21 protein-coding genes are annotated in these 24,461 nt (G+C 45.5%); 10 read left to right on the top strand and 11 right to left on the bottom strand.

Going from position 1 to position 24,461, the window contains the following annotated elements; genetic code table 11:
* Positions 1 to 616: 616 nt before the first annotated feature.
* Together QUA20_RS25385 and QUA20_RS25380 are read right to left on the bottom strand one after the other, a co-directional pair.
* Positions 617 to 1,327: a DUF547 domain-containing protein gene (locus QUA20_RS25385; RefSeq protein ID WP_333192229.1), complete on the bottom strand. Its 711-nt coding sequence runs from the start codon at positions 1,325 to 1,327 to the stop codon at positions 617 to 619.
* Positions 1,328 to 1,563: 236 nt separating this feature from the next.
* Positions 1,564 to 1,794 (bottom strand): pentapeptide repeat-containing protein, encoded by a 231-nt coding sequence (locus QUA20_RS25380; protein WP_333192226.1) that lies wholly within the window; start codon positions 1,792 to 1,794, stop codon positions 1,564 to 1,566.
* A gap of 222 nt (positions 1,795 to 2,016) precedes the next feature.
* On the opposite strand from QUA20_RS25380, the gene QUA20_RS25375 reads away from it, so the two are divergent.
* Complete coding sequence (locus tag QUA20_RS25375) at positions 2,017 to 3,495, top strand: bifunctional orotidine-5'-phosphate decarboxylase/orotate phosphoribosyltransferase (protein ID WP_333192224.1); 1,479 nt, start codon at positions 2,017 to 2,019, stop codon at positions 3,493 to 3,495.
* A 155-nt stretch (positions 3,496 to 3,650) separates the two neighbouring features.
* Here QUA20_RS25375 and leuB read toward each other — a convergent pair whose 3' ends face one another.
* A complete protein-coding gene (gene leuB, locus QUA20_RS25370) occupies positions 3,651 to 4,736 on the bottom strand; it encodes a 3-isopropylmalate dehydrogenase (protein WP_333192232.1) in 1,086 nt (361 codons plus the stop codon).
* A 210-nt stretch (positions 4,737 to 4,946) separates the two neighbouring features.
* Between leuB and QUA20_RS25365 the strand changes: the two genes are divergently transcribed.
* Positions 4,947 to 6,152, top strand: coding sequence for a DUF4336 domain-containing protein (locus QUA20_RS25365; protein WP_333192222.1), 1,206 nt, complete (start codon positions 4,947 to 4,949; stop codon positions 6,150 to 6,152).
* Between the two features lie 295 nt (positions 6,153 to 6,447).
* Here the strand turns inward: QUA20_RS25365 and QUA20_RS25360 are convergent, their stop codons facing one another.
* Positions 6,448 to 8,241: a metallophosphoesterase family protein gene (locus tag QUA20_RS25360; protein ID WP_333192220.1), complete on the bottom strand. Its 1,794-nt coding sequence runs from the start codon at positions 8,239 to 8,241 to the stop codon at positions 6,448 to 6,450.
* A 322-nt stretch (positions 8,242 to 8,563) separates the two neighbouring features.
* Here QUA20_RS25360 and QUA20_RS25355 point away from each other — a divergent pair, with 322 nt between their 5' ends.
* Entirely contained in the window at positions 8,564 to 9,541 is a 978-nt protein-coding gene (locus QUA20_RS25355; protein ID WP_333192218.1) for an acetamidase/formamidase family protein, read from the top strand.
* A gap of 155 nt (positions 9,542 to 9,696) precedes the next feature.
* Positions 9,697 to 9,981 (top strand): hypothetical protein, encoded by a 285-nt coding sequence (locus QUA20_RS25350; protein ID WP_333192215.1) that lies wholly within the window; start codon positions 9,697 to 9,699, stop codon positions 9,979 to 9,981.
* A 380-nt stretch (positions 9,982 to 10,361) separates the two neighbouring features.
* Here the strand turns inward: QUA20_RS25350 and galT are convergent, their stop codons facing one another.
* The 4 genes from galT to QUA20_RS25330 form a co-directional block, all read right to left on the bottom strand.
* Entirely contained in the window at positions 10,362 to 11,384 is a 1,023-nt protein-coding gene (galT, locus tag QUA20_RS25345; protein ID WP_333192213.1) for a galactose-1-phosphate uridylyltransferase, read from the bottom strand.
* A gap of 565 nt (positions 11,385 to 11,949) precedes the next feature.
* Positions 11,950 to 12,234: a hypothetical protein gene (locus QUA20_RS25340; protein ID WP_333192209.1), complete on the bottom strand. Its 285-nt coding sequence runs from the start codon at positions 12,232 to 12,234 to the stop codon at positions 11,950 to 11,952.
* A gap of 104 nt (positions 12,235 to 12,338) precedes the next feature.
* Positions 12,339 to 14,894: an ATP-binding protein gene (locus QUA20_RS25335; RefSeq protein WP_333192207.1), complete on the bottom strand. Its 2,556-nt coding sequence runs from the start codon at positions 14,892 to 14,894 to the stop codon at positions 12,339 to 12,341.
* A gap of 129 nt (positions 14,895 to 15,023) precedes the next feature.
* On the bottom strand, positions 15,024 to 16,067 hold the full coding sequence (locus tag QUA20_RS25330) for an ATP-binding protein (protein WP_333192204.1): 1,044 nt from the start codon (positions 16,065 to 16,067) through the stop codon (positions 15,024 to 15,026).
* Positions 16,068 to 16,226: 159 nt separating this feature from the next.
* Between QUA20_RS25330 and QUA20_RS25325 the strand changes: the two genes are divergently transcribed.
* Positions 16,227 to 16,520 (top strand): hypothetical protein, encoded by a 294-nt coding sequence (locus QUA20_RS25325; RefSeq protein ID WP_333192202.1) that lies wholly within the window; start codon positions 16,227 to 16,229, stop codon positions 16,518 to 16,520.
* Between the two features lie 132 nt (positions 16,521 to 16,652).
* Entirely contained in the window at positions 16,653 to 16,850 is a 198-nt protein-coding gene (locus QUA20_RS25320; RefSeq protein WP_333192200.1) for a DNA-binding protein, read from the top strand.
* A 209-nt stretch (positions 16,851 to 17,059) separates the two neighbouring features.
* On the opposite strand, the gene QUA20_RS25315 is transcribed toward QUA20_RS25320, so the two are convergent.
* From QUA20_RS25315 to lepA, 3 genes are all read right to left on the bottom strand, one after another.
* Positions 17,060 to 17,464, bottom strand: coding sequence for a transcriptional regulator (locus tag QUA20_RS25315; protein ID WP_333192197.1), 405 nt, complete (start codon positions 17,462 to 17,464; stop codon positions 17,060 to 17,062).
* Positions 17,448 to 17,747: a type II toxin-antitoxin system HigB family toxin gene (locus QUA20_RS25310; RefSeq protein WP_333192195.1), complete on the bottom strand. Its 300-nt coding sequence runs from the start codon at positions 17,745 to 17,747 to the stop codon at positions 17,448 to 17,450. The genes QUA20_RS25315 and QUA20_RS25310 overlap by 17 nt, the downstream gene beginning before the upstream one ends.
* Before the next feature lie 220 nt (positions 17,748 to 17,967).
* A complete protein-coding gene (gene lepA, locus QUA20_RS25305; RefSeq protein ID WP_333192193.1) occupies positions 17,968 to 19,782 on the bottom strand; it encodes a translation elongation factor 4 in 1,815 nt (604 codons plus the stop codon).
* A 327-nt stretch (positions 19,783 to 20,109) separates the two neighbouring features.
* On the opposite strand from lepA, the gene QUA20_RS25300 reads away from it, so the two are divergent.
* The 4 genes from QUA20_RS25300 (at position 20,110) to QUA20_RS25285 (ending at position 24,383) form a co-directional block, all read left to right on the top strand.
* Positions 20,110 to 20,337, top strand: a complete 228-nt coding sequence (locus tag QUA20_RS25300; protein ID WP_172191156.1) for a type II toxin-antitoxin system CcdA family antitoxin — start codon at positions 20,110 to 20,112, stop codon at positions 20,335 to 20,337.
* Positions 20,338 to 20,899: 562 nt separating this feature from the next.
* Complete coding sequence (locus QUA20_RS25295) at positions 20,900 to 22,798, top strand: ATP-binding protein (RefSeq protein WP_333192189.1); 1,899 nt, start codon at positions 20,900 to 20,902, stop codon at positions 22,796 to 22,798.
* A gap of 264 nt (positions 22,799 to 23,062) precedes the next feature.
* Positions 23,063 to 23,260 carry a hypothetical protein gene (locus tag QUA20_RS25290; protein ID WP_333192188.1) on the top strand — a complete coding sequence of 66 codons (198 nt, stop codon included), beginning with the start codon at positions 23,063 to 23,065 and terminating at the stop codon, positions 23,258 to 23,260.
* A 313-nt stretch (positions 23,261 to 23,573) separates the two neighbouring features.
* Positions 23,574 to 24,383: a GAF domain-containing protein gene (locus QUA20_RS25285; protein WP_333192186.1), complete on the top strand. Its 810-nt coding sequence runs from the start codon at positions 23,574 to 23,576 to the stop codon at positions 24,381 to 24,383.
* Positions 24,384 to 24,461: the final 78 nt, after the last annotated feature.

Genomic DNA, 24,461 nt, shown 5'->3' with positions numbered 1-24,461 from the left:
TACCGAAACATAAACCTATTCATATTCACTCATTTATTTATTATACATCGCTGATGTTATTAAATTTTCATTCCTAAAAGCTTAAGAAGTTGCTGAAATAGATAAATCAGCGTTTCAATCCCTGATAGGGATTTAGGTTGATTGCAACATGGTGCAATAATTGAGAGAGCATCAGAATGGATTGTGTTTCAATCCCTGATAGGGATTTAGGTTGATTGCAACTCTGGAATATCCCGGAAGGAGATTTGCTTAAAGAAGTGTTTCAATCCCTGATAGGGATTTAGGTTGATTGCAACTGGAACTACTTCTTACGCAGCCAATCAAGTAATGGGGTTTCAATCCCTGATAGGGATTTAGGTTGATTGCAACAGTTAGTTTCTGAAACTTTTACTGTATTTAATTTTCAAGGTTCGTTTGCGTCTGCACTAAAAGTACCATTTCAATACCGACCTGTCAAGAGGCAAATTTTTCAACAGCCCTCAAAACCAATCACAGCAAGCATTACAGCGTTTCCGCGAACCGATTTTTTCCCAAAAGTAGCTCAACTCCTTACATAGCAAGCGATACAGCCGAAAAAAAACCACCCCCAAAAAAAACCTACCCATTCCCGGAAAACTCAACCCTCAACCCGATTCAAATTCCAGTCGTAAGGCAAAAAAACGATCGCCCATCCATCAGTCACAGCCGCCTCCGGCCCCAAATAACCGCCCACATACTCAGCCACCGAACCCGCCGCCTTCACAAAATCCTCGCCGTACCACTCAAAAATTTTGCTCAAATAAAGCGTCTTTTTCTGGTCATCGTACCGCACCTTATCAGGATTGTGAATAAAACGGCTGGCATCCGCTTCTAATTGAGTCCGTACCGACTCGGGAAAATAAGCCCCCCGGCGCAGCAGCGGGCACCCGACAGCAGCGCAAACTAATGCAAAATGGATGCGCGGTTCCGCAAATTCCGGCCGCAATATTGCGTGTTCGATTTGATTGAGACTGTACTTTTTGCCGCCAATAATCGAATTTGAACGAGTGAAAAAATCCAAAAAACTCAGCCAGTTGGGAATTCCCAAAACTTTGGGACGGATGGACGCGATCGGATATACTTCCAGAACTTGAGAAATTGCGATCGCATTGTACGCATTCAGCCACAACGCCAGCCGCGCATCCGCATCGGTACATTCCGCCAAATCCAAATCGGCCAAACTTTCCAGCCACGCCCTCAAAACATCCGCCCCCTCAGCTTTCCAGCGTCGATAATTGACGCGGCCGAAATCGTCAACGTAGCGTTGCAGCAACTCGTCCCAAATCTTAAAGTCGATCGTACCGATCATTTATTACTATCCATATGATAAGGCGGGCATTGCTTTAACTTCTGCTTCTATTTAATACTACCGTCAATCGATTTTAGATTTGAGATTTGAGATTTTAGATTGACCCCACGGATAAATGCGGGGGCTTGAGGATTTTCGATTTGAGATTTTCGATTGATTCCACGGATAAATGCGGGGGCTTGTACCATCAAGAAATTCTTGGTCAACCGAAATAACACCTGCAACGGTAGCATTTTTTAGATTAGCCCCGTCAAACGGGATCGGGTTAAATTAGCATCGCTCAAATTAGCACCTTGTAAATTAGCTTGCCGCCAAGAAGCCCCGCGCAAATTCGCCCCCGATAAATTAGCTTCTCTAAAATTTCCTCCTCTCAAATCTGTCCCTGGCAAATCCGCATTTGCTAAACTCGCCTGCGCTAGGGGAATGCCGATCAAATCGCAGCCCGGAAACTGGTTAGCTTGCCGCAACTAATTGACTTGCTGGGGGTTAGCTGCAATCACCGGTGCAGCCAACCCGAACATCTGTCCCCATGAAACTGCTCCCAAATTTACAGATTTCCTGCTCTTTACCTTCTACAATTTTAAAAGATTCTTAATTTCAACTTCTACAGGGATCGGTTTCTTCCGGCACAACACCAATCCCACTTTGATCGGCAATTTTTTAAATTCCCCTTACCTCCCTAACAAACTATGACGGATCGAACCAACTTTTTCGATAAACTGTTAGCGGCTGTTGAAAACAATCAAAGTTTGCTGTATTTAGCCCTCGACCCCGACCCGGAAACCTTGCCCGCGCTGGTTTCCATGACTGGGGAGGAAACTCAAACTTTTGTAACTGATTTGTTGTCAAAGCTAAAAAGTGCGATCGACCAAACAGCCGATTTAATTTGTGCTTGCAAAATCACCCTCGGTTTTTACCAATCTCTCGGTATTCCCGGTTGGGCATTGCTGCAAGAAATTTTAACAATTATTCCCCCTCACCTGCCAGTAATTTTAGATGCCAAACACTGCGATTTAAATACCAGCACGGTGTTTGCAAAAATTGTATTTCAAGACTGGCGAGTTGACGCTATTACTTTAAGTCCCTATCCCGGATTCGACCAAGTAGCGCCTTTTTTGTTATACGCTGGAAAAACTGTTTTTGTGCTCTGTGCCACCGCCAACCCGTCAGCGACGGATTTACAAGAATACCCGACGCCAAACAACCCTTTTTACTTGCAATTAGTCCGACTCTCTCAAACTTGGGGAACTCCTGAAAAAGTCGGTTTAGAAGTAGGAGTAATGCCGGATATGTTAGCCCGCATCCGCAAAGAGGCTCCTGAACGCCTAATTTTAGTCGAAGGAGACATCCCCGCAGAAAATGACCTCACAGAAGAAAACGACCTCGCACAACTGCTGGCGGCCGGTTTAAGCAAGAATGGTGAAGATTTGCTGCTGCCAGTGCCCCCGAGTTTATTAGCGGGGAAAGAGCCGCGCCAAGAAATTGAGAAATTGCGGGATAGTATTAATAAACAGAGGCTGCGGGCGATCGAAGGTAGTCCCACTTGCGAACTGTGGCTGCCCGATGTTTGCTTTTTGCAACCGGAACCTCACCGCGATTTAATCTTGCAACTTTATGACATCGGCTGCGTAGTTTTTGGCGACCACGTACAAGCATCGGGAGCCGTATTCCCATATTACATCGACTTGCGGAAAATTATCTCAATTCCGCAGATTTTTCATCAAATTGTCAGCGCTTATGCAGACATTCTTAAAAACTTAAAATTCGATCGCATTGCCGGAATTCCCTACGGTTCTTTACCCACAGCAACCGGTTTAGCATTGCGGATGGAACGCCCGATGATTTTCCCGCGCAAGGAGGTTAAAACATACGGTGCAGGTAAGTTGATTGAAGGGCATTTTCAGGCGGGAGAAACGATTGTCGTAGTCGATGATATTTTGATTAGCGGCAAAAGCGTGATGGAAGGCGCGGCTAAGTTAAAATCTGCGGGATTAAATGTGGAAGATATTGTAGTATTAATCGACCACGAACAGGGAGTTAAAGATAAGATGCAGGTCAACGGTTATCGCGCACATTCTGTGTTAGCGCTTTCGGAAATAGCTGAAATTTTGTATCGAGCAAATCGCATTGATACCGAGCAATTCAATCTTTTGACTGCGGAACATTAAATTATAAAATTTCTAGTTACCAGGCTCTGCCTGGTAATTAATACCCGGAGGCTCTGCCTCCTTTATTTATGTCTCATTTGCCTTGTTTTAATGGAGGCAGAGCCTCCTGAAATGCGTTCCCAGGCTCTGCCTGGGAACGAGTAAAGGTAAATAAATCAACCTTGCAAAACTTCAATTAAAGCATTGCCCATCGCCCGACAGCCGACGAGTTTCATGCCTTCTGACATGATATCACCAGTGCGATAACACCGATCCAAAACTTCGACAACTGCTTGCTCGATTTTATTAGCAGCTTCCGGTTGATTTAAGGCGTAGCGCAGCATCATTGCCGCACTCAAAACTTGGGCGATGGGATTGGCTTTATCTTGTCCCGCGATGTCCGGTGCGGAACCGTGCACGGGTTCAAAAACTCCCGGCCCGGTTGCTCCCAAACTAGCAGAAGGAAGCATCCCAATACTACCAGTTAGCATTGCCGCCGCATCGGAAAGAATGTCGCCGAATAAATTGCCGGTGACAATTGTATCGAACTGTTTCGGCCAGCGAATTAACTGCATTGCTGCGTTGTCAACGTAAATGTGAGAAAGTTCGACATCAGGGTATTCTGAAGAAAGGGCAATAATACGATCGCGCCACAGTTGCGAAACATCCAAAACATTCGCTTTATCAACGGAACACAGCCTTTTTCCCCGCTTCCTGGCCGTCTCAAAAGCGACTCGCCCGATTCTGTCAATTTCTGACTCGGTGTAAGCCATCGTATTGACACCGCGTTTTTCGCCTGTTTCCGTCTCAAAAATACCTTTCGGTTTGCCGAAGTAAATGCCGCCTGTGAGTTCGCGGATGACCATAATATCGACGCCTTCGACAACTTCCCGTTTCAAACTAGAAGCATTAACCAATTGCGGTAAAATAGTCGCCGGCCGCAAATTTGCAAACAATCCCAATCCGGCGCGCAGCCCTAATAATCCAGTTTCCGGGCGCTGTTCGCGGGGCAAATTATCCCACTTGTAACCGCCAATGGCTGCTAACAACACTGCATCGCAGTTGCGGCATTTTTCCAGTGTTTCTTCTGGCAGCGGATTGCCTGTTGCGTCAATAGCAGCGCCGCCCATTAAAGCTTCTTGAAATTCAAACCCGATGTCCAATTGTTGACCGACAAGTTTCAGGACATCTACCGCCACAGCGATAATTTCAGGGCCGATGCCGTCTCCTGGTAAAAGAGTGATGCGGTAGTTTTGAGTCATATCTACTAAGTTGAGAAATTTTTGCGAGCTTATCATTGTATCAGGACAAGTCAGCTAAAAATTCATTCTCGATCTCTTAGTCCGCAGAGGCAGACTTCGTTTGACTCTTAAGCGGTTTCAACCGCCGATTGATAAAGACGATAACTTAATCTATAACTAACAATAGTTCGATCGCACGCACGTACAAAAAAATCGGCAAGGAGTCGCGGAGTGGCAGAGGGCGAAGGCATACCAATATCAGCACAGATTGATTCTCGGGACTATTCTTGGGCCTTTTGGCCAGTCGTCCCCCTCTATCCCTACAGCAAGCGGCGCACCATCCGCAAGGAAATAGTCAAGGACACAATCTGGACTTTTGACCAGCTACAAGGCATTTTCTACGTTGTCGTCCCGATTCGGATGACAGTAATTAAATTAGAACCCGAAGGCCTTCTCGTCTACGCCCCCGTTGCACCGACTCCTGAGTGCATCCGCTTGGTAAAGGAGTTAGTAGCAGAGCACGGCGAGGTGAAGTACATCCTGCTGACAACGGTTTCAGGCATCGAGCACAAAGTTTTTGTCGGCCCCTTTGCGAGGAGTTTTCCCGAAGCGCAGGTGTTGGTCGCCCCGCAGCAGTGGAGTTTCCCGGTGAATTTGCCGCTGAGTTGGCTGGGTTTGCCCGCGAAACGCACCTCTGTACTGCCCTTTGACAGCAGCAACACGCCGTTAGCAGATCAATTTGACTGGGCAATTCTCGGCCCGCTGGACCTCGGTTTGGGCAGATTTGCAGAAGTTGCGTTATTTCACAGACGATCGCGCACGCTGATGTTAACAGATTCCATAGTTTCCATTCCCGAAAATCCGCCCGCGATCGTCCAACTCGATTCGTACCCGCTGCTGTTTCACGCCAAAGACAGCGCCTTGGACACGGTGGCAGACACCCACGAAAATCGGCGCAAAGGGTGGCAGAGAATCGCCTTATTTGCCATGTATTTTACGCCTAGCGTGCTGGAAGTGCCGCCGTGGTCGGAGGTATTTGCCAAAGCACGAGAAGCGCCAGAACGCTCTAGGAAAGCTTATTTCGGGTTATATCCGTTCAAGTGGAAAAAACATTGGGAGCGATCGTTTGAGGCTTTGCGGGGAGGAGGGCGGTTGTTTGTCGCGCCGATTTTGCAAACATTGATTCTCAACCGCGCGCCGAGGGAAACTCTCGATTGGGTGGATAAAGTGGCGAGTTGGGACTTTGAAAAAATTGTACCTTGTCACTTCGATGGTGCGATCGACTCCCGGCCGCGTGAATTTCGGCAAGCATTCTCGTTTCTGGAAAAACACTCGCCTGTTAATTCTTTACCCGAAGATGATTTTAAATTGCTCAGGCAGATTGATGCGGGTTTGAATAAAACTGGTTTGGTTCCGCCTGCGAAAGACAAGGTTTAATCTTACATCTTGCACCTTTGTTAAGAACAGGCAAGATGCCTGTTCCACAAAACTTAATTTTCTTGTGGAACGGGCATCTTGCCCGTTCCTAAACAGCTAATTGATAATAGTGCAACATCTCAGTTTAATCTTACATCTTCCACTCTTCTCAAGAACAGGCATCTTGCCTGTTCCACAAAGAATGAATTTCTTTATTGTGGAACGGGCATCTTGCCCGTTGCTAAACAGCTAATTGAGAATGGTGCAACATCTCAGTTCACTCAGATATCTGTAGGGACAGGGCATTGCCGTGCCCTTACCTTTCGCACTTAAACTCATCAAACTTCACCACTTCCGACTCTGGTTTCCGCGTATCAAAATAGTAGCTGCTAACCGTACCCTTCCCCGTATCAAAAATAGTAAAAGCCGTAATATCGTTACTCTCAATATACGGCAGCGGCCGCCCGTCTTCTCCCAACAAAGGCGCAACAGTCGGCACCACAGGTTCCAATCCGTTCGGGTCTCCAATTGCGCTGTAATCTTCCCGATATCCCGGCGGCACAAATCGGCGCTTTTCCCCCGCAAAAGCACCGTAACTGTTACCAACATTAGAAGTCTCCAAAAAGTGCATTCCGCTGGAACTTACAAACCGGTTCCACAAGTGCGAATGTCCGTAAAATACCAACTGCACCCCCGCTGTTTCTAGTAGTGGCACTACATCCCGAATCAGATAATCTTGCTGTTTCGGATACTCGTAACGCACCATTTTAATCTCGCCATTCTCAGCGCGATCGACTATTTGCACTGGATCGGTATAAGCAGGTACAATATTGTCACCCAGAGAATGCGGCGGGTGGTGAAACATCACAATTTTATATTTTGCCTGCTGGAATTCCGCACTCTTTAACTCTTGTTGCAACCAAGTATATTGAGCGCTGCCCTTGACAATCGGCTCAAAAATATGCTGTCCGTATCCCCATTTTTCGGGATTATTAAAATCTTCGTTTCGTTCCCGATACCTGCCTCTAGCAGCCGGATCTAAATTCGGAGTTCGCCAGATATTGGTAACATACAAAGTTACTAACCGCACGTCCCCAAAAGTCACAGCATAGTATTTTTTGCGCCCATAAAAGTTGAAAATTTCCTCATAGGTATCGCTATTAAAACTATTGTTTTTCCGCCAGATTTCCCGCACTGAAGGCTCATTGTTGGGATTCACAAATGCAGCTCGTTGAGCGTAGATTTTATCGGCAGCGGCGCGGGGAAAAGGATCGTTAAATTGGTCGCCGAGTGTGCTGTTGGTTGCAAACCTACCCATGATTTCGTGATTGCCAATCGCCGGAAATAAAGGCGCGTGTTGGATCAGTTCGCCGCCGCTGTAAACTGTTTTGATGCCGTTTTTGTCGAGTTCGGAAAATGCGCGACCTTGCATAGCTGGAAAGAAGGCGCGGCCTCGGTAGTCGTCGAACCATTCAGAAGCGCGATCGGGTATATTAATTAAATTTCCTGCCATAAAAACCGCGTCAACTCTCCCAATTGTTTCGGCTACTTTCTGGAGATTTGCTGCTGTCATAGGCATCAATTGATGGTCGGAAGTGAGGAGAATTTTGAGCGGCATTCCTGCTGCTGGTGTCGGAGAAAGAGTGAAAACCTTGCTGCTGACAGATGCGCCGTCTTCTCTTTCGCTGGTGACTCGATAAGGAATGCGAACACCGGGCTTTAAATTGGGGACTTCTGCTTCGTGCCGCCAGATGTCGCGGACAATTGGATTGCTGTCAATTATGCTTTGTTTGATTTCATCGGAAATGTGCGAGTCTTTGTCTTCGCGAGTGCGACTTAGCTTGGTAGTATTGGCGGCCGTAATTTCATTCAAATTTTCGCCGTAATCAACCGTGTTGCGAGTACCAGCAAACTCGGTAAACCAAACAACTCGTACAGAGTTTGCTGTTGGGATTTGCAGAAACGGATCGGTTAAAAGTTGAGGTTCGTTGAGGTAAGATTGCATCATGAAACCTAGCAAGAAAATAATCAAAATCAAAACAGCAAAAAACCAGGGAGTGCGGGGCAAATCTCTAAGATTTTCTAATTTATCAGGCAATGGTGTCAACATAAGTCATTAGCCATTAGTTGGTAGTGGCGGGTTTCACCAGCCAAATAGAACTCTCCACCCAAATACATATAAACTCGCCCCCGCAAACTTTAAATTTTAAACTACCAACCTTATCAAAAAGTTAAGAAATTAGTAAAATATCTCACATCTAACAAACTTAAACCATTTTTTCACATCTTCCGATCTCTCCATTCTCTTTCTCTGCGCCCTCTGCGGTTAATTTTTTTAAAAAATTTTTCTCAAAAATGATTGAGACTTGCGATATAACATTCTTAACACCCTTCCTTCAATCTAAAATCTAAAATCTAAAATCTAAAATCTCATGACCCGCCACCTTCTCAAGGCTAACTGCAAAACTGTACACTTGGGCGGTTTTTCTCCGAAGATCGAACCTGCTTTAAGGGTGGATTCGGGCGATCGCATCGATATCGAAACCTATTCAGGATATTATGTTGCTGACAAGGCGCCGCCGGAATTTCTGACGCCGGAATTTTTAGATATTTGTCAGAATTTGTCGAGCAACCGCAAAGTTGGCCCGGGGCCCCACTTGCTAACAGGCCCGATTTATGTTAATGATGCCGAACCGGGAGACGTTTTAGAAATTCACATTGAGGATGTTTACCCGAGTTTACCAGTAGGATTTAATGCAATTCGCGCCGGATGGGGAGCTTTGCCTGAGTATTTCCCCGAATCGAAATTGCGATTTATTCCGCTAGATTTAGAGCAAAAAATTGCTGAATTTCCCGCAGGTAGCGGCATTCGGATTCCCCTGCATCCTTTTTTTGGAATTATCGGCGTTGCCAATGCAGAAATCAACCGTTCTTCTATTCCTCCAGAGCGCTACGGCGGCAATATGGACAATCAGGAACTCCAAGCAGGAACGCGCTTATTTTTACCTATTTTTCTGCGCGGCGGTTTACTGTCCATCGGCGACGGACATTCGGCACAAGGAGACGGTGAAGTTGGCGGTACTGCAATTGAAACTTCGATGAACGGGACTATTCAAATTATCTTGCGCAAGGATTTATTTCTGATATTTCCGTTTGCTGAAACGCCCACTCATATTGTGATTATGGGATTTGGTAGAACATTAGATGAAGCGTTTGAGATGGCGGTAAAACAGACGGTTTATTGGCTCCAAAATTTTGCGGCTCTCAAAGAAGAAGATGCTTATGTTTTGTGTTCCATCGCGGTAAATTTTCGGATTACGCAGGCTGTCAACAATCCCCAAAAAGGAGTTCACGGAATGATGCCCAAGTGTATTTTGCCGGAGGTAAAAATTATTGGTCATCGAGTTTGAGGTAGTATGATAACACGCGATCGACAAAAAAATTAAGATCGCGATCGCACAATCTACACAAATTTGTCACTGCTGTGGCCGATCGGGATCGCCATGCTGTTGACAATTAAGCTTAAAATGAGATAAGTTACAATATCACCTAAATCGAACTCAACATGAAAAACCAGACTGACGATGTTGCCAAAAAAGATTTAGTCGATCGAGCTTTTGAGAGTGCAGAAATACCAGATCCGACAGCGTGGGTGCACGAACATTATTTTCTGGCTAATTTCGCCTATACTCTGGCCAACATTCAAGAACATTTGTCTGATGAGAGTTGCGAAATCGGCGAGAATGGCGAATCTGGCGAGGGGATCTTATCGATCGATGCCAAAATTAGAGATATGTTGAGAGCTACTTTTAGCGACGACGGCTGGCAGTATGTCGAAAGTTTATTGTGAGTTTGGTAAAATCGATAACAATTTGTACGTTCATAACTTTAGAGCGTCCATTCTACCAGTTTAAAAAAAGAATGTAACTGTAAGCCCGTGCTCGCAACCCTGATATCGTCACTCATTCCTAATTCTTCAATTCTTTAATCTAAAACCTCAAATAGTATCAGTTTCCTCCCCCAACATTGACTAGCAACTCAGAGGGCCGGGGTGCATTTCCACCACAATTTGACCCCGCCCAAAAACGGATACTTGCGAAGGAATCCTCTCGTCGTGGATAGCTCAATATTTTAGACTAAGGTTTAAGATTCCAAATTTACCTGTGGAATCAATCAAAAATTTCAAATTTTAAATTTCAAATCGACTGACGTATTGTGATGTATGATACTCTACGTCAACCCCAAATTACTGTCGCTAGGAATTTCGATCGATCGCACAAATTCCGCACTTTCTTCCGGCAAAGCAGTATTGATAAACATCCCGCTGCCCAACTCAAACCCAGCTTGCTTGGTGACTCTGGGAATAATTGCCATATACCAGTGAAAGTATTTTGTTGCCCGTTGGGCGATCGGCACCGATCGAATATTATAGTTGTAATCGGGATTGTTCAATCCGTAATAAAACTTAGCTAGTACAGTTTTAACAGTCTCAGCAAGATCCGTAATTTCCGCATCAGTAATCTCATCAAACGAAGAGGAATGCCGGCGCGGAAAAATCCAAGTGTGGAAGGGTGAAAGTGCAGCGTAAGGGATAAACGCCACAAAATGTTCACTCTCAAAAATTACTCTTTCTCCTGCCGCTAATTCATCTTCCAAAGTCCGGCAAAACAGACATTCTCCCGTGTCGTCAAAATATCTAATAGCTTCGTCGATGCGGCTGCGAAATTGACTCGGTACAACGGGCGTCGCTGCTATCTGCGAGTGGGGGTGTTCGAGAGAAGTTCCGGCAGTTTCACCGTGATTTTTGAAGATAATAATTGTTTCAATGTGGGGATTTTTTCTAATTTCTACATACCGCTGGCGGTATACTAAAAGTATGTTGGCAATTTCTTCAACCCTCAACAAAGCGGTCGTCAAATCGTGTCGCGGGTGTTCGACAATTACTTCGTGAACGCCGATTCCGGCCATTGTGCGGTGAATTCCCGATGATATCCTCATCCATTCTGCTGTCGGGGAGAGTGCGGGATATTTGTTGTAAATTGCCCGGACTTTCCAGCCAGTGCGATCGCCCAAACGGCAAGTTTCTAAGGTTCCGTCTTCTTCATTTCCCACGCAAAACGGGCAATCGGCACGGTGCGGTGGCACTACTGCTGTCCACTGTTTTTTGTTAGCGAATTGATCCGGTCTTGTCGCCCGTTCCGTGGCGATAATTACCCAATCTCTGGTAATTAGATTTTGTCTAAGTTCAGACATTTTCTTACCTTCAGTTTCCGGGTCAAATTGTCTCTTATTTTAGATACATAATTTGTGATTTGTCATCGTTTTTTGGTAAAACCTTAATAAATCTTGACTTTTAAATTGCCGGCTTGTAGTCTGCTAGATACCAGAATTATTCAATAATTCTGGTGTCTAAAGTGGGTAAAGCTAATAGCAGTTTGAAGAAGTGAAAAAGAATCGTAAAATCGCATCTCTTGTCGGGCTAAAACTGACACTATTTCCCGAGTTATTATGTCCGGTGAATGTTACCAAGCAGTTACCCAGAAAATATTTCCGAAAAAACAGTGTTGACATCAGTTCTGTTATTTGTTACTGGTTATTGGTTATTTGATGACTTCGGTCGGAGTTTGGGCGATGCCCTAGGGGATAGCTGCGCTTCACGGGCTTATTTGAAAAAACCAGGGTCGATTTATGTGAAAAGCAATATGAGAGAAATTATGTCGATTTCGGCAATAGAATGTCCGCCACTTTCAACTCAGGGTTGCACCTGTTCAATTGGGATTTGTGGAGATTGCAGCCAGAACTAAATCAGGTTGATTGTCTAGCCTTTAGTTTTACAGTTTCTCAAGAATCGACCAAAGTTATGAGCCGCTAAAGTTGTCTTGAAGGCGAAATCGGTGCCAGAGTCTGATAAAGTTCGCAGTCTTTGTATTATGAAGCGTCCTGCGAGGATGGCGACTGACTCTGGATTAAATTGGGACATTCCGGCCGCGAGCGCATCTGGATTGACATATCCCAAACCTTCTAAAAATTTGGGTAATAATCCCAGAAAAACTATATTTTTACCTGAACCGTTAGGGCCGCAAATCATGTAAATAATTGGCATAATAGTAATATTAATTTTCTAGCTTTTCTCTTAGTCCCCCTCGGCTGGGACGATAGTTTGTGTAGGATTGGTTTCAACCGCCCAATACTCAAAGGGATAACTAACTATTCCTTCCCTCCCCATGACATCTGAACCCAGCGGCGGAATAGTTCGACAGTAATACTGTAGCAACCATCACTTTCTCGAACCACATCGTGGCGATCGAGAGTTTTTAGTGCTTCCTGTAAACTTGTCTCATCCATCCCTGTTTCTTGACTCAGCCTGTCGAGATTCATTCCTTCTAAGTGAGGTGCTAAGGCTTTTAAAATCTCCTGTAGTCCCGATGCGCCTTGCGCTGCTTGACCCCAAACTCCTGTAAAATAGTAGCGACCTCTGCTGAAGAATTCCGGGTCATCGATGACAGTTGCTACGTCTTCTAGTGTAAACATTGGATCGCGGGGGCGTCCGATTTCAAATACTTGGTCGTTGTAGAGGCGGACTAACAGAAATCCTACCAATTGCGTGAGATAGGGTTGACCGTGAGTTAGTTCATAAATGCGATCGAGGGCTTCTGGTTTGTAGTCGAGGAGAAAATCATCATCGGGATTGGCTAAAACTTGGCGAGTTGCACCTAGACTCAGGAAACCTACTCGGATGGGGATAATGCTAGCAAAAAAAGGATTGAAATAATCCTGGGTCATTTCATCCAAGGTGTGCAATCCGGCAAAAGCAAAGGCTACTTTAGAACTCATTTGTACCATCCCTCGCAAAAAACCGATAAAATCTTGATTGATGTTTCCAGCGTCTATCAATTCTTCTATTTTTTCAAACTCGTCTAAAGCAACGATCAATCCACTTTCTACATTTGCTATTACTTGTTCGATGTAGCGTCCAAAAGTGAGATAGGGTAAATCCAGTAAATCGCGATCGGCAGGAGGTGCAATCTTGACTGTTTTGGCAATGGCATCGGTGATGAAGATTAGCAGTTCGCCGACTCCTTGAGAGCAATCTCCTACCCGCAGCAAATTCACATAAGCTACCTGTACTTTTGAGCCTAAGCAGTTGCTAGCATTCAACAAAATCGAAGTTTTTCCCATCCGCCGATGACCGTAGAGAGCCACAGATTGAAGGTGATTGCCTTTTACCCACAACTCCTCTAGCTGTCTGATGATGTCTTCGCGGCCGACAAATAGATTGCCTTGGACTGGATCGCCAATTACATAGGGAATACGGACAGGTTGAGTAATCGAAATATCTCCGATTTTACCTGTCAATGGTAGTAATATGTCTATCCATTGTATGACAGTTTTAATAATTAAAATTCGTTCGGCTTGTGGTATAATATCTGCATTCTTGAGGGTAGTTGCAATCTCACCTAATGCTCGGTTGAGTGCAAAGGAACGGCCAGAACGAGATACGCTATTCTGGACGACTTGAACATCGGCAATTACCCGCCGTAGAGAGGCAATTGCTTCCCAAGTAGTCTTGCGTAGCAGAGGTGGATTTGGGGAAGCAGGCAGATTCAGGGAAGCAATCTCGGCTAGTTCTGCTGTTTGGTGAAAACCTGTGAGAATTTGCGCTAAGGTGAACATCTCCTCTCCATAAACCAGATCTCGCACTACAGCGAAAGCCTCTATAGCTTTGTCTGGTTTTTGCTCGTGGAGATACCAGAAACCAGCAGCAGAGGCACGGGCAGGAGTATCTAAACGAATTTCTGTTTGAAAAAGAGCTTTAATTTGTTCTTCTTGCCAACGTGTGATGGTAAAAAAACCTGCTACTGCTTCTGACTTCATTACTTCACTGAGAGAAGCTGAGGCAAAACGCACTAACTCGTAATCATAAGGATCTTCTGATAATTGAGCGACACGATCGATAAGTTGTTCTTTTGGCGTCTCTGCTAGCACGCTATTTACAGCTTTAACAACAGGGATAAACTGAAGGGTAAATCGTAGAAATTGGTTAATGTTGTGCAATCCTATTTCCCAATCCCGCCTCAGCCAATTAGCTATTTGAGAAGACAGGAAGGGAAGGGGAAGTGGTGTAATGTGAGGAAATTGTCTATTTTGCTGTTGAGGCTGGAGTAAGGTAAACGGTACAGCGAAAAGCCAATTTTCAGGACGTGCGAACGCCACGCCGAACGCCACGCCGAACGCCACGCCGAACGCCACGCCCGCCACGCCGAACGCCACGCCGAACGCCACGCCGGACGCCACGCCGGACGCCACGCCGAACGCCACGCCGAACGCCACGCCGAACGCCACGCCGAACGCCACGCCGGACGCCACGCCGAACGCCACGCCGGACGCCACGCCGAACGCCACGCCGAACGCCACGCCGAACGCCACGCCGAACGCCACGCCCAACCAATCGATAGAAATGCCTATTTCCTCGAAAAGTCTACTCAAGCCTACGGGGATAACAATGATTAACATCAAGGCTTGTAGAATTAACTGACGCTGGACGGAATTTTGACGCAACCACTCCCACTTTTCTCGCCAGGTTTTGGCGTCTTTTAAATTAGATTCACCCCCAAAAGTAGACTCATACCACCGCACAGCTTGAGGAAACAAAAACACCCAATATAACAATCGCAGGTAATCTAAAGGATTCCACAAAGAAAGAGGACGCTTCAGTTTGGGAGCTAAATCTAACCGCGGAACAGGACGATCGTTTTGACTCATAAATAGGTGGGAATGAATAAACAGGACTTACGCACGGGTGGTGAGAAACCGGGTTTTTTACCGAATCTGCGATGCTCTAACGAAATATTTTCGTAAAAAACCCGGTTTCTGGGCCCCGATGTGTAAGTCCTAGTTGATATAACGGGCATAAGTTTGATAGCACAACTGCATCAATTTCTGAGGATAGCCGCCACTTTCAGCAATTAACCCCGCAATTTCTTCCTCAGTAAAATTCACGGGCTGAGCAACAGGTGTTAACCAGGAAGCCTGGAGGCGACTAGCAATAAATTCACGGCTGATTTTTTCATCCCATTGCTTCAGATTTTCCTCAATGCAAATCCCTTTAAAAGGAGATGTCATATTTTTGTCTTGACTGTCAGGAAACAGCGTATCAAGAGAGGTGCAGGCGGCGACAACTAGACGCAAAGGTGCGTTATTTCCCTCCGCCAAACCCCGCAATTGGCCGCGTACTTGGTTAGTAAATCCATCCCAGGTCATTTTCTCGACTTCATCTAAAAGCAACAGCAATCGGTGCGATTCTAAAGCCCGTTCTAGTAAATATCCCTTCACTGTTTCGATACCCGCTTTGTGGCACAAAGCGCCGTAAAAGTCATTTTCATCGCAAACATTTTTTAAATCGAGGTAAATGGGTTGGCGCAGATGATGAAGTTGATTTGGTGCTTCTCGGTAAATGGCTTGTAGCACAGAACTTTTGCCGATCGCTCTTTCACCAATGATTGCTACGCTACTGCCACAATTCAGCGTCTGGAACACCCACCGAATTTCCCTTTCTCTGCCAAAGAAAAATCGCGGATCGTCTATCTTGCCATGCTGGGGAATAAAGGGATTATTATGGTTGATATTTAGCTGTTCTAATTCTGCTATTGGATTGTCATTTGGTAAGGATGTTTGGGGCGATGTAGTTGTATTAAGCTTTTTAATTTCTTGCCAATCCAATCCTAAAGCCTTGCAAATTCCAACAAAATACTGGCGTTTGACTCTGTTGCCGGTGAAAAAATTATTAACTGTTTGAAGACTGATGCTTTTCTGGAGAGTTTTGCCTTCCACCACGACGTAATCGGCTAAGTCTTCGCGACTCCAGCTTTTGCCTGTGAGAGCAATTGTTGCTTTTGCGATTCCGGCCTTAGATGCTGTGAGCGTTGGTTGTGGCATACCTAAATTACAGACCTTTTAAGTATTATAGCGAGCGATCGCCAACCAAACGCATCCTAAACGCATATCAAACTCATAGTATTTGAAACCCATACACACCTTGGTTTTCAAGGTTTTGCCCTTTATGATTAAAACATCACCAATCAAAAGGTAGCAATTATGAAAGCTCAACCAAATATGACATCTGCTAAACTCAAATCTACTAAAATGACTCATAAAAACACTTCTCCTCAATCTCTCTCTCCTTTCGAGTACGTCTTCGCAACTGTTGTCTGTATTACCTTTTTTTCGGGAGGGATGTCTTTTTGGATTAGTACAGAAGTTCAGCTATCTCCCCAACGAGAACGCATTTTCGAGAATTGCAATCGCACTTGGAATATGGGTGTGGGTGCGATTTTCGGAATTTTAGGTAGTAAGGTAGTTCAAGATGATGATGATGATGATAATGAGTAATCTCTGATAGTTTATTTGCAAAAAGGCGATCGCCCGACCTGTCCAAAAGTGCGATCGCTCTTTCAAAAACCCTAACTCCTGCTCAGACATTTGACGTGCTACACTCAGAGTATCGTCACAGCCACAAACAGAATGCAAACTATTTCCATCACAATTCCAGACGATCGCCTGCACAAGCTCCAAGAAATCGCCAACCGCCTCGGCGTTTCCCTAGAAGCATTACTGCTTGCCGGCGCTGAAAACTTGCTCGCACCACCAGAAACATCCTTCCAAAATGCTATGGAATACCTCCTCAAAAAGAATGCTGAACTTTACCAAAAGCTCGCGTAATGCGCTATCTAACTTTAACAGAAGTCTTAGAACTTTATCGGCGCATTATTGAGCAGTCTGGCTGCGCTGTCATATTGTTCCTAATTCTATTTGAGAAATTCGGGCTCTGAAAACTAAACTGTATTATGCCACAGTACCATCGCCCTTCATCTCCAAAACTCCGTGAAGCGTAGCTATACCGTAGGGAATCGCCCTTAATTTCACTTCCCTTAGTTACAAAACAAACTCGGCTCTACATGAAAAAAACTTCCCAGAATCAATGCCAGCTCTTTACCAATATCTCGCTCGCCGTTAACCACTTCATACACTCTTTTTTCAGAGCCAATCACTCCCACCAAATCCGCAGGCTGTAACTCTCTTTGTTCTATCAAAAACAGCAATATTGAATGAGGCGTTGCTGTGAGTCCTGGTGCATAGTATTCTTGCTCAAATTTTTCAATTAATGCAATTAGCAATTCATATAACTCGTCTTCTTCAGGAGTGCGATCGCCCCGGTGCATTAACTCTTCCACCATAGCCAGAGCCTTCTCATTATCCGCTTCATTTCTAATGATTTTAGGTTGATACAGAGACAATAACTCTTTGTATTTATCTGGATTAAAAGTAAGGGTCATTTTTCCATTTCTCCTTATCATACTCAGCATGGGTGAGAATATATTTGATATAAATTAATTGGCTTTCATAATCCATACTAACGATTAATCGATAATTATTACCTTTGATATTAAAAACTGTAAACCCTCCAACAGCTTCGGCTTTAGGAAAAACAGATTGTACCTCAATTAAGTTAGACCATTTAGCCTTGCTAGCAATTTTAAACCAGTTATCCAAAGCTTCCCCGCAATCAGCATGAGTTTGGCTGTATTCACGCACCCGTTTGTAGCTGATTATGTGCATCTACTATACGCAATTTAAACTAAATTTTAGTTTAGCTCAAGCAATTTCTTTGGGCAAGAGCGATCGCCCTTAATCTGCAAAAGGTAGAATAGGCCGGAAAGCCTGTTCCTAGAACCCCATTTGTGGAACAGACCGGAAAGCCTGTTCCTAGAACCGACAAAAAAACAGACTCTTTGTGGAACAGACCGGAAAGCCTGTTCCTGACAAAAAGCCACACACATTACGAATCCCGATCGAGCTTCAGCACAGCCATAAAAGCCTCTTGCGGCACATCCACAGTACCCACAGACTTCATCCGCTTCTTACCCTTCGCCTGCTTTTGCAGCAACTTTTTCTTCCGCGAAATATCACCGCCGTAACACTTCGCCAACACATCTTTCCGCAAAGCTGGAATGTGTTCCGAAGCAATCACCTTAGCGCCAATTGTCGCTTGAATCGGCACCTTAAACTGGTGTCGGGGAATCAACTCCTTGAGTTTTTCCGTCAACCCGCGGCCCACATTATAAGCCTTATCGCGGTGTACGATCATCGCCAAAGCGTCAACCGGATCGCCATTAATTAAAATGTCCAATTTCACCAACGGATTTTCGCGGTAGCCAATTATGTGATACTCCATGCTCGCATAACCGCGCGATCGCGATTTCATCTGGTCAAAAAAGTCCGTCACCACCTCCGCCAAAGGCAACTCGTAAACTAGCGTAGTTCTGCCTTGACTCAGATACTTCATATCCATAAAAATGCCCCGCCGACTTTGAGACAGTTCCATCAGCGCCCCCACATAAGTTTCCGGCGACAGCATTTCTACCCGCACATAAGGTTCCTCAATTTTCTCCCGATACTGAGGATCTGGCAAGTGGCTGGGATTATCAATTGTTAAGAGTTCTCCTTTAATTGTTGTGACTTGATAAACCACAGAAGGAGCCGTAACAATTAAATCCAAATTGTATTCTCTCTCCAGTCGTTCTTGCACAATTTCCATGTGCAGCAAACCCAAGAAACCGCAGCGGAAACCAAATCCCATCGCACTCGAAGTTTCCGGTTCGTAAGAAAGCGCCGCATCGTTGAGTTCGAGTTTTTCTAAAGCTTCCCGCAAATCTGGAAATTGGTCAGCATCGATCGGGAACAAGCCGCAAAAAACCATCGGTTTTGCCTCTGTATAACCCGGCCAAGGCTCCGATGCAGGCTTTTTGACCAAAGTAATCGTATCGCCGACGCGAGCATCAGCTACCGCTTTAATTGCCGCGCCCAGATAACCCACTTCCCCCGCGTGCAGTTCGTCTACTTGAACTTGAGTCGGTGAAAGGATGCCCAATTCATCGATGACATATTCCTTACCCGAAACCATCAATAAAACTCGATCGCCCTTTTTGACACTTCCGTCCATCACCCGGAAATACACAATTACCCCGCGATAAGCGTCGTAATAACTGTCAAAAATTAGCGCCCGCAGCGGTTTGTCAACAGTATCCTGCGGTGGCGGCACCAATTCGACGATCGACTCCAAAATCTCATTTATACCAATTCCTTCCTTAGCCGAAGCCTCAATCGCCCCGCTACAGTCCAGACCGATAATTTCTTCAATTTCCCCTTTTACCCGTTCCGGTTCTGCCCCCGGCAGGTCAATTTTATTTAAAACAGGAATAATTTCCAAATTGTTTCCCAAGGCAAGGTAGACATTTGCCAGGGTTTGTGCTTCCACGCCTTGAGATGCGTCTACCACCAGCAGCGCCCCTTCGCAAGCAGCGAGCGATCGCGACACCTCGTAAGAAAAGTCCACGTGTCCGGGAGTGTCGATCAGATTGAGTACGTACTCCTGACCGTCCTTGGCAGTGTAATTCATCCGAGCCGCCTGCAGCTTAATCGTAATGCCGCGTTCGCGCTCGATATCCATATTGTCTAAAAACTGCTCCTTCATCTCCCGTGGCTGCACAGTCCCAGTCGCCTGCAACAGGCGATCGGCCAAGGTGGATTTTCCGTGGTCGATGTGAGCAATAATCGAAAAATTGCGAATGCGAGATACAGGGACGTTAGTCATGTTTTTTGTCAAAGAGCTAATCGGCAAAGGATACTTTTTGTTGTATGATTACACAAGCAAGAGTAGAGTGCTTACTTCCACCTCTTACTGGGATTGAGATCAAACCACAACTGAGGCAAACCTCAAGAGTATCAGTTATTACCCTTTCAAGTGTCCGACCGAGCCCGGACACCCAAAAGGAAAAAACTTTTCTCTCTCTCATTGTACAGAAAGCGGTTAAGCGGTTGAGGAAAGGTTGGGTGCAAATCAGGGACTTCAAATATCTAGTCCAGTCGGTTGTCATCAAAAGAATTGAAACTTAAGAATTAAAACTAGGATTTTTTAACTATGAGCGAATCAAGAATACCATCCCACAGTTCCTCAGAAAAAGTCGAACTGTCCATCCATATCGATCCTGAACTGCTAGACCAAATTAAGCACTTGACGAATGACCCCAGCAAAGTCATTGAAACAGCAATCAAGCAGTGGCTCAGAGGCGAGCGCCGCGAAGACGAGCTGGCTCTGAATTTGCGCCGCAACCCGCCAGTCCCGCCGCGCGGCGAGTGGAACGACTGAGCTTCTCTTGCCCCAGACGGCACGCGCAAATCTGCGGGCTGTAAAATTTAGATCGCGTCGGCGATCTCCGGCAGATTTCGCGGCGAAAGCTACAGGTTGTTCGGAGCGAACTGCGCTAACTCACAACCTCGTAACTCTTCAAGGTGACGTAAAAAATGCGCGATCCAGTCCCAGACTTGAGTTGTTCGCAGCCTTAGATTTTGGCGTAATTTTCAAACTCGATCGTTAATCGGTGCAGATTCCTAATTCCTAAATCTTAATTGTTATTTTTAAATTACCCAAAACGGCTGACAACAAAGAGTTTTGAGCTTTGAGTTAAGTTCAGAATTAAATAATTAATTCTTTTTGAGTTCATTGATTGCTAAAAAATCAATGGTAGAAGCATAAAAATGTTGCGATTTGTGAGTTTTGATAGGTTAATTTTTCATTAAAAAGTCAACAACTTTTTAGTGGATTAATAACTCACAACTTAACGGTCGAAGCCCCAAACAATTTGGAGTCGTGAGTTTTTAATTAAAAAATCACGACTCCAAAATCAGAACTACTTTCATCCTCTACTCTGATGGACTCTAACACAGATTTCCGGCGATCGAGCCTCGCCTCTACAGCCTTTTTTCAAGAGTTAGGGGCAGAATTAGTATTTACCCAAGACGCCTCTGGTCGATATCTATCTTTTTACTGGCAAAAAGCCGAGCAGTACAACCTCACAGCAGAACAAATTGTCGATCGCCCCCTCAGCGAAACCCTGCAACCCATCGCCCCTGAGCCTTATCTCGATATCCTGCAGCGGGCGCTCGAAACCCTCGTACCGCAACGCTTCAGCTATCCATTTTCCCACGCCGGACAATATTTTCTCTTCGATTTGACACTCACTCCGGCGATCGACTCAAACGGCAAAGCTGCAAAAGTCTTAGTTATGGGAAGGCTGCTGTCTGACAAACCCACAGACAGACCGCCAGATTCACCAGAATTCATGCTCTATCGAGCTTTGCCATCCCCCTCGGACGCCCACCAACAAATGATGCTTTCCGCGAGCCGCATCCCCGGTCGATCGCTCCCTCCGTACTCGGAAATCGACCGCAAAACCATCTCCCAAATCGCTCAAAACCTGCATAAAACCCTCGACCTAGAGACAATTTGGCAGCAAACTGTTAACAGTTTGGGTCAAGTCTTGAACGCGAGTCGCTGCATCATCTGTTCCTACACAAAAGATAGCGAAAATCTCGAATCATCCCCGTTCCTAGCCTCGGAAAATCAACAAAATTATTCAGCCGCAGCAGCCGAATTACAACACTCAATTGCCAGCGACCGCTCGCCCCCGCTTTCCCCAGCTCAAATCGAAAATCTCCAATCGAAAACTTTTAAAGTAGTAGCTGAGTACCGCCAAGAACCTTACTCTTCTATGCTGGGATTAGAACTGCGCGCAGCGGAACAGCAGGGGTGGATTCAAACTTTAGCCACCCTAAAACCAGTAGCAGTAGATTACGCCTCCCCCCTCGCCGATCCCTTCCACCGTCATTCCGTGCTCGTAGCAGCTACTTCCCATGAAGACCAACCCAATGCACTGATATGTTTGCACCGCTGCGGCAGTTCCCCGAAATGGAGTCCTGTCGAACTCGAATTCGCCCGCGAGTTAGTCGCTCAAGTCGGCAGTGCGATCGCCCACGCTACACTTTACCAAGAATTAGAACAGGCCCGCGCCGAAGCCGTAGCTCTTTCCCAACTTAAAAGTCAATTTCTTGCCAATACTTCTCACGAACTCCGCACCCCCCTCAACGGCATCCTCGGTTTCCTGAAACTGCTTGTGGACGGCATGGCAGATGACCCCGAAGAAGCGCACCAATTTATCGAAGAAGCTTACCGCTCGGCAGTACATTTGTTCAATGTTATTAACGATATTTTGGATGTCGCTAAAATCGAAGCTGGCAAAATGGAGTTAGACCTCGCTCCCGTCCAACTCGGCGAACTCTTGCAACAAGTTGAGAATTTCACACGGGTTCAAGTCGAGCAAAAGCGATTGCAATTTCAAATCCAAAAACCCGCTGTGGAAGACGAGATTATTGTATATGGCAACTACCAACGCCTGCTTCAAGTAATCTTGAACCTCACGGGCAATGCAATTAAATTTACCGGGGAAGGGGGAATTCGCATCAGTGCCGAAGTTATTAAGAAAAAGGTGACTGTTGACAACCAGCAGTTCCCCGGAATGGTAAAAATTCGAGTCGCTGATACTGGCATTGGGGTTTCTCTCGACAAGCAAGATAAATTATTTGAGTCGTTTTTTCAGGTGGACGGCGATCGTACCAGGCAATACGGCGGCACCGGTTTGGGATTGGCCATTTCTCAAAAACTGGTAGAAGCAATGGGGGGTACAGTAAATTTTTACAGTATGGGGGAAGGACTGGGATCGACTGTTACTTTTACTGTCCCGCTTTATCAAGAACCACTATTGAAAAATTAATCACTTGTAATCAATCATCGGTAATTTATCGTCGGAACTTTGAAGTAATCAGGAATCAGCAAGAGGGAATTAGGAATCAGGAATCAGGAAAAAAACAGCTATACCAGTTCTCAACTTTCGTGCGTTACTCGCCAGCTTTCTTACCAATTAGCAATTAGCAATTAGCAATTACCCAACTGTACCTCACTCACTTAAAAATTGCCTGAAGAATTGCTAGATTCGCGTATCCGCGAGTTCCATTTCGTGCATAAAGGTCATCGATAATTGGTAATTATCCTACCCAAACAGTTCGATCGCCAGTGTATCAATTTTAACTTTTCTCCGTCGCCAAGCTCCCTCCTTGGGATGCTGGAAATCAGATCGATCGCCCCCGCCGCTTCCGGGATCTACCCAGAATTCGCATCAATGGAATCCGGGGGTACGGATAACAAAGCCGATCTTTATCTGTCGGCTGGCAGCTAACACCTCCGAGTAAACCCCCGTAAACCGCCAACTTTACAAGAACTTAATCCCAGCTTTTATCACTGATTCAGCTTCTCAAACGCCTAAAGTAAAGGATTATTTAGAATACTGGATACTCTCTGTTCTCTGTAAAAACCATAAAGATCTTGTAAAGACACCGAAACTACTTAGTAATGTTTGACGGCGTGTGGCAAGATTTAAGTATAATTACGTAATTCCTAAATCGGACAGCGACAGGCTGGTAAATTCGGTAAATTCCTGCTCTGTTGGCCCAGTGGTACACTTTTGCCAGTGTAGTAGAACAAGGGTTGCTATGAATCAGCAAATATCAGCTCAATCGCAAAAACTTTTACTCCAAATTGGCAGAAAGATTCGTCGAACCTTGGATCTTGATACCATCTGGCAGCAAACAGTTAACAGTCTGGGAGAAACACTAGGCGTCAGCCGCTGCATCATTTGTCCTTATGAAAGTTCTAGCCGGCAAGTCAAAGTAGCTGCTGAATACTGCCAAGAACCATTTTTACCCATGCTGGGAATGGAAATCTCGCTCACAGCAACACCTCATTTCATTCAAGCTCTAGCCACCCTCGAACCGGTGGTAGTAGAGTCCTTTGCAGCCAATGAACCTTTTGGGCCGCAGTCGCTGCTAGTGCTGGCTACCGCTTATCAAGACCAACCTAACGGCATAATTAGCTTGCATCGGTGCCAGGGCCGATCGTCGCGGAAGGGTAAGACCGATCGACCTTGGACTCAAGGCCAAATCGAATTTGCACAAGAACTTGCCGATCAAGTAGGAAGTGCGATCGCCCTCGCCACCCTCTACCAAGAGCGCAGCAAGCGAGTACAAGGACTATCCCAGCTCAAAAAGCAATTTTTGTTGAAGGCGTCCCACGAGCTGCGCACTCCCCTAAATCACATCATCGGCTATCTACAACTAACCATAGACGATCAAGCTGACGATCCGATCGAGGAGAGAGATTTTATCCAAGAAGCTCACCGTTCCGCTATCCACCTTTCTAAGGTAATTTCCAATATCTTAGATTACATTGAGTTAAGTGAATCTTGCCAGACTCACGGAGAGTTAGCCGCTTTCAGGAGCCAGGAGGAATCTGGGAACGAGTAAAGATTCGAGCGGCGTATTCAAAAACTCGAATATTTACCGTGCAGACAAGTCTTCCGCCTGATAAATCGGACACTTTAT

This window comes from Microcoleus sp. Pol7_A1, assembly GCF_036701085.1.
Taxonomy (GTDB): Bacteria; Cyanobacteriota; Cyanobacteriia; order Cyanobacteriales; family Microcoleaceae; genus Microcoleus; species Microcoleus asticus.
This window is presented reverse-complemented; position numbering and strand designations above follow the sequence as displayed.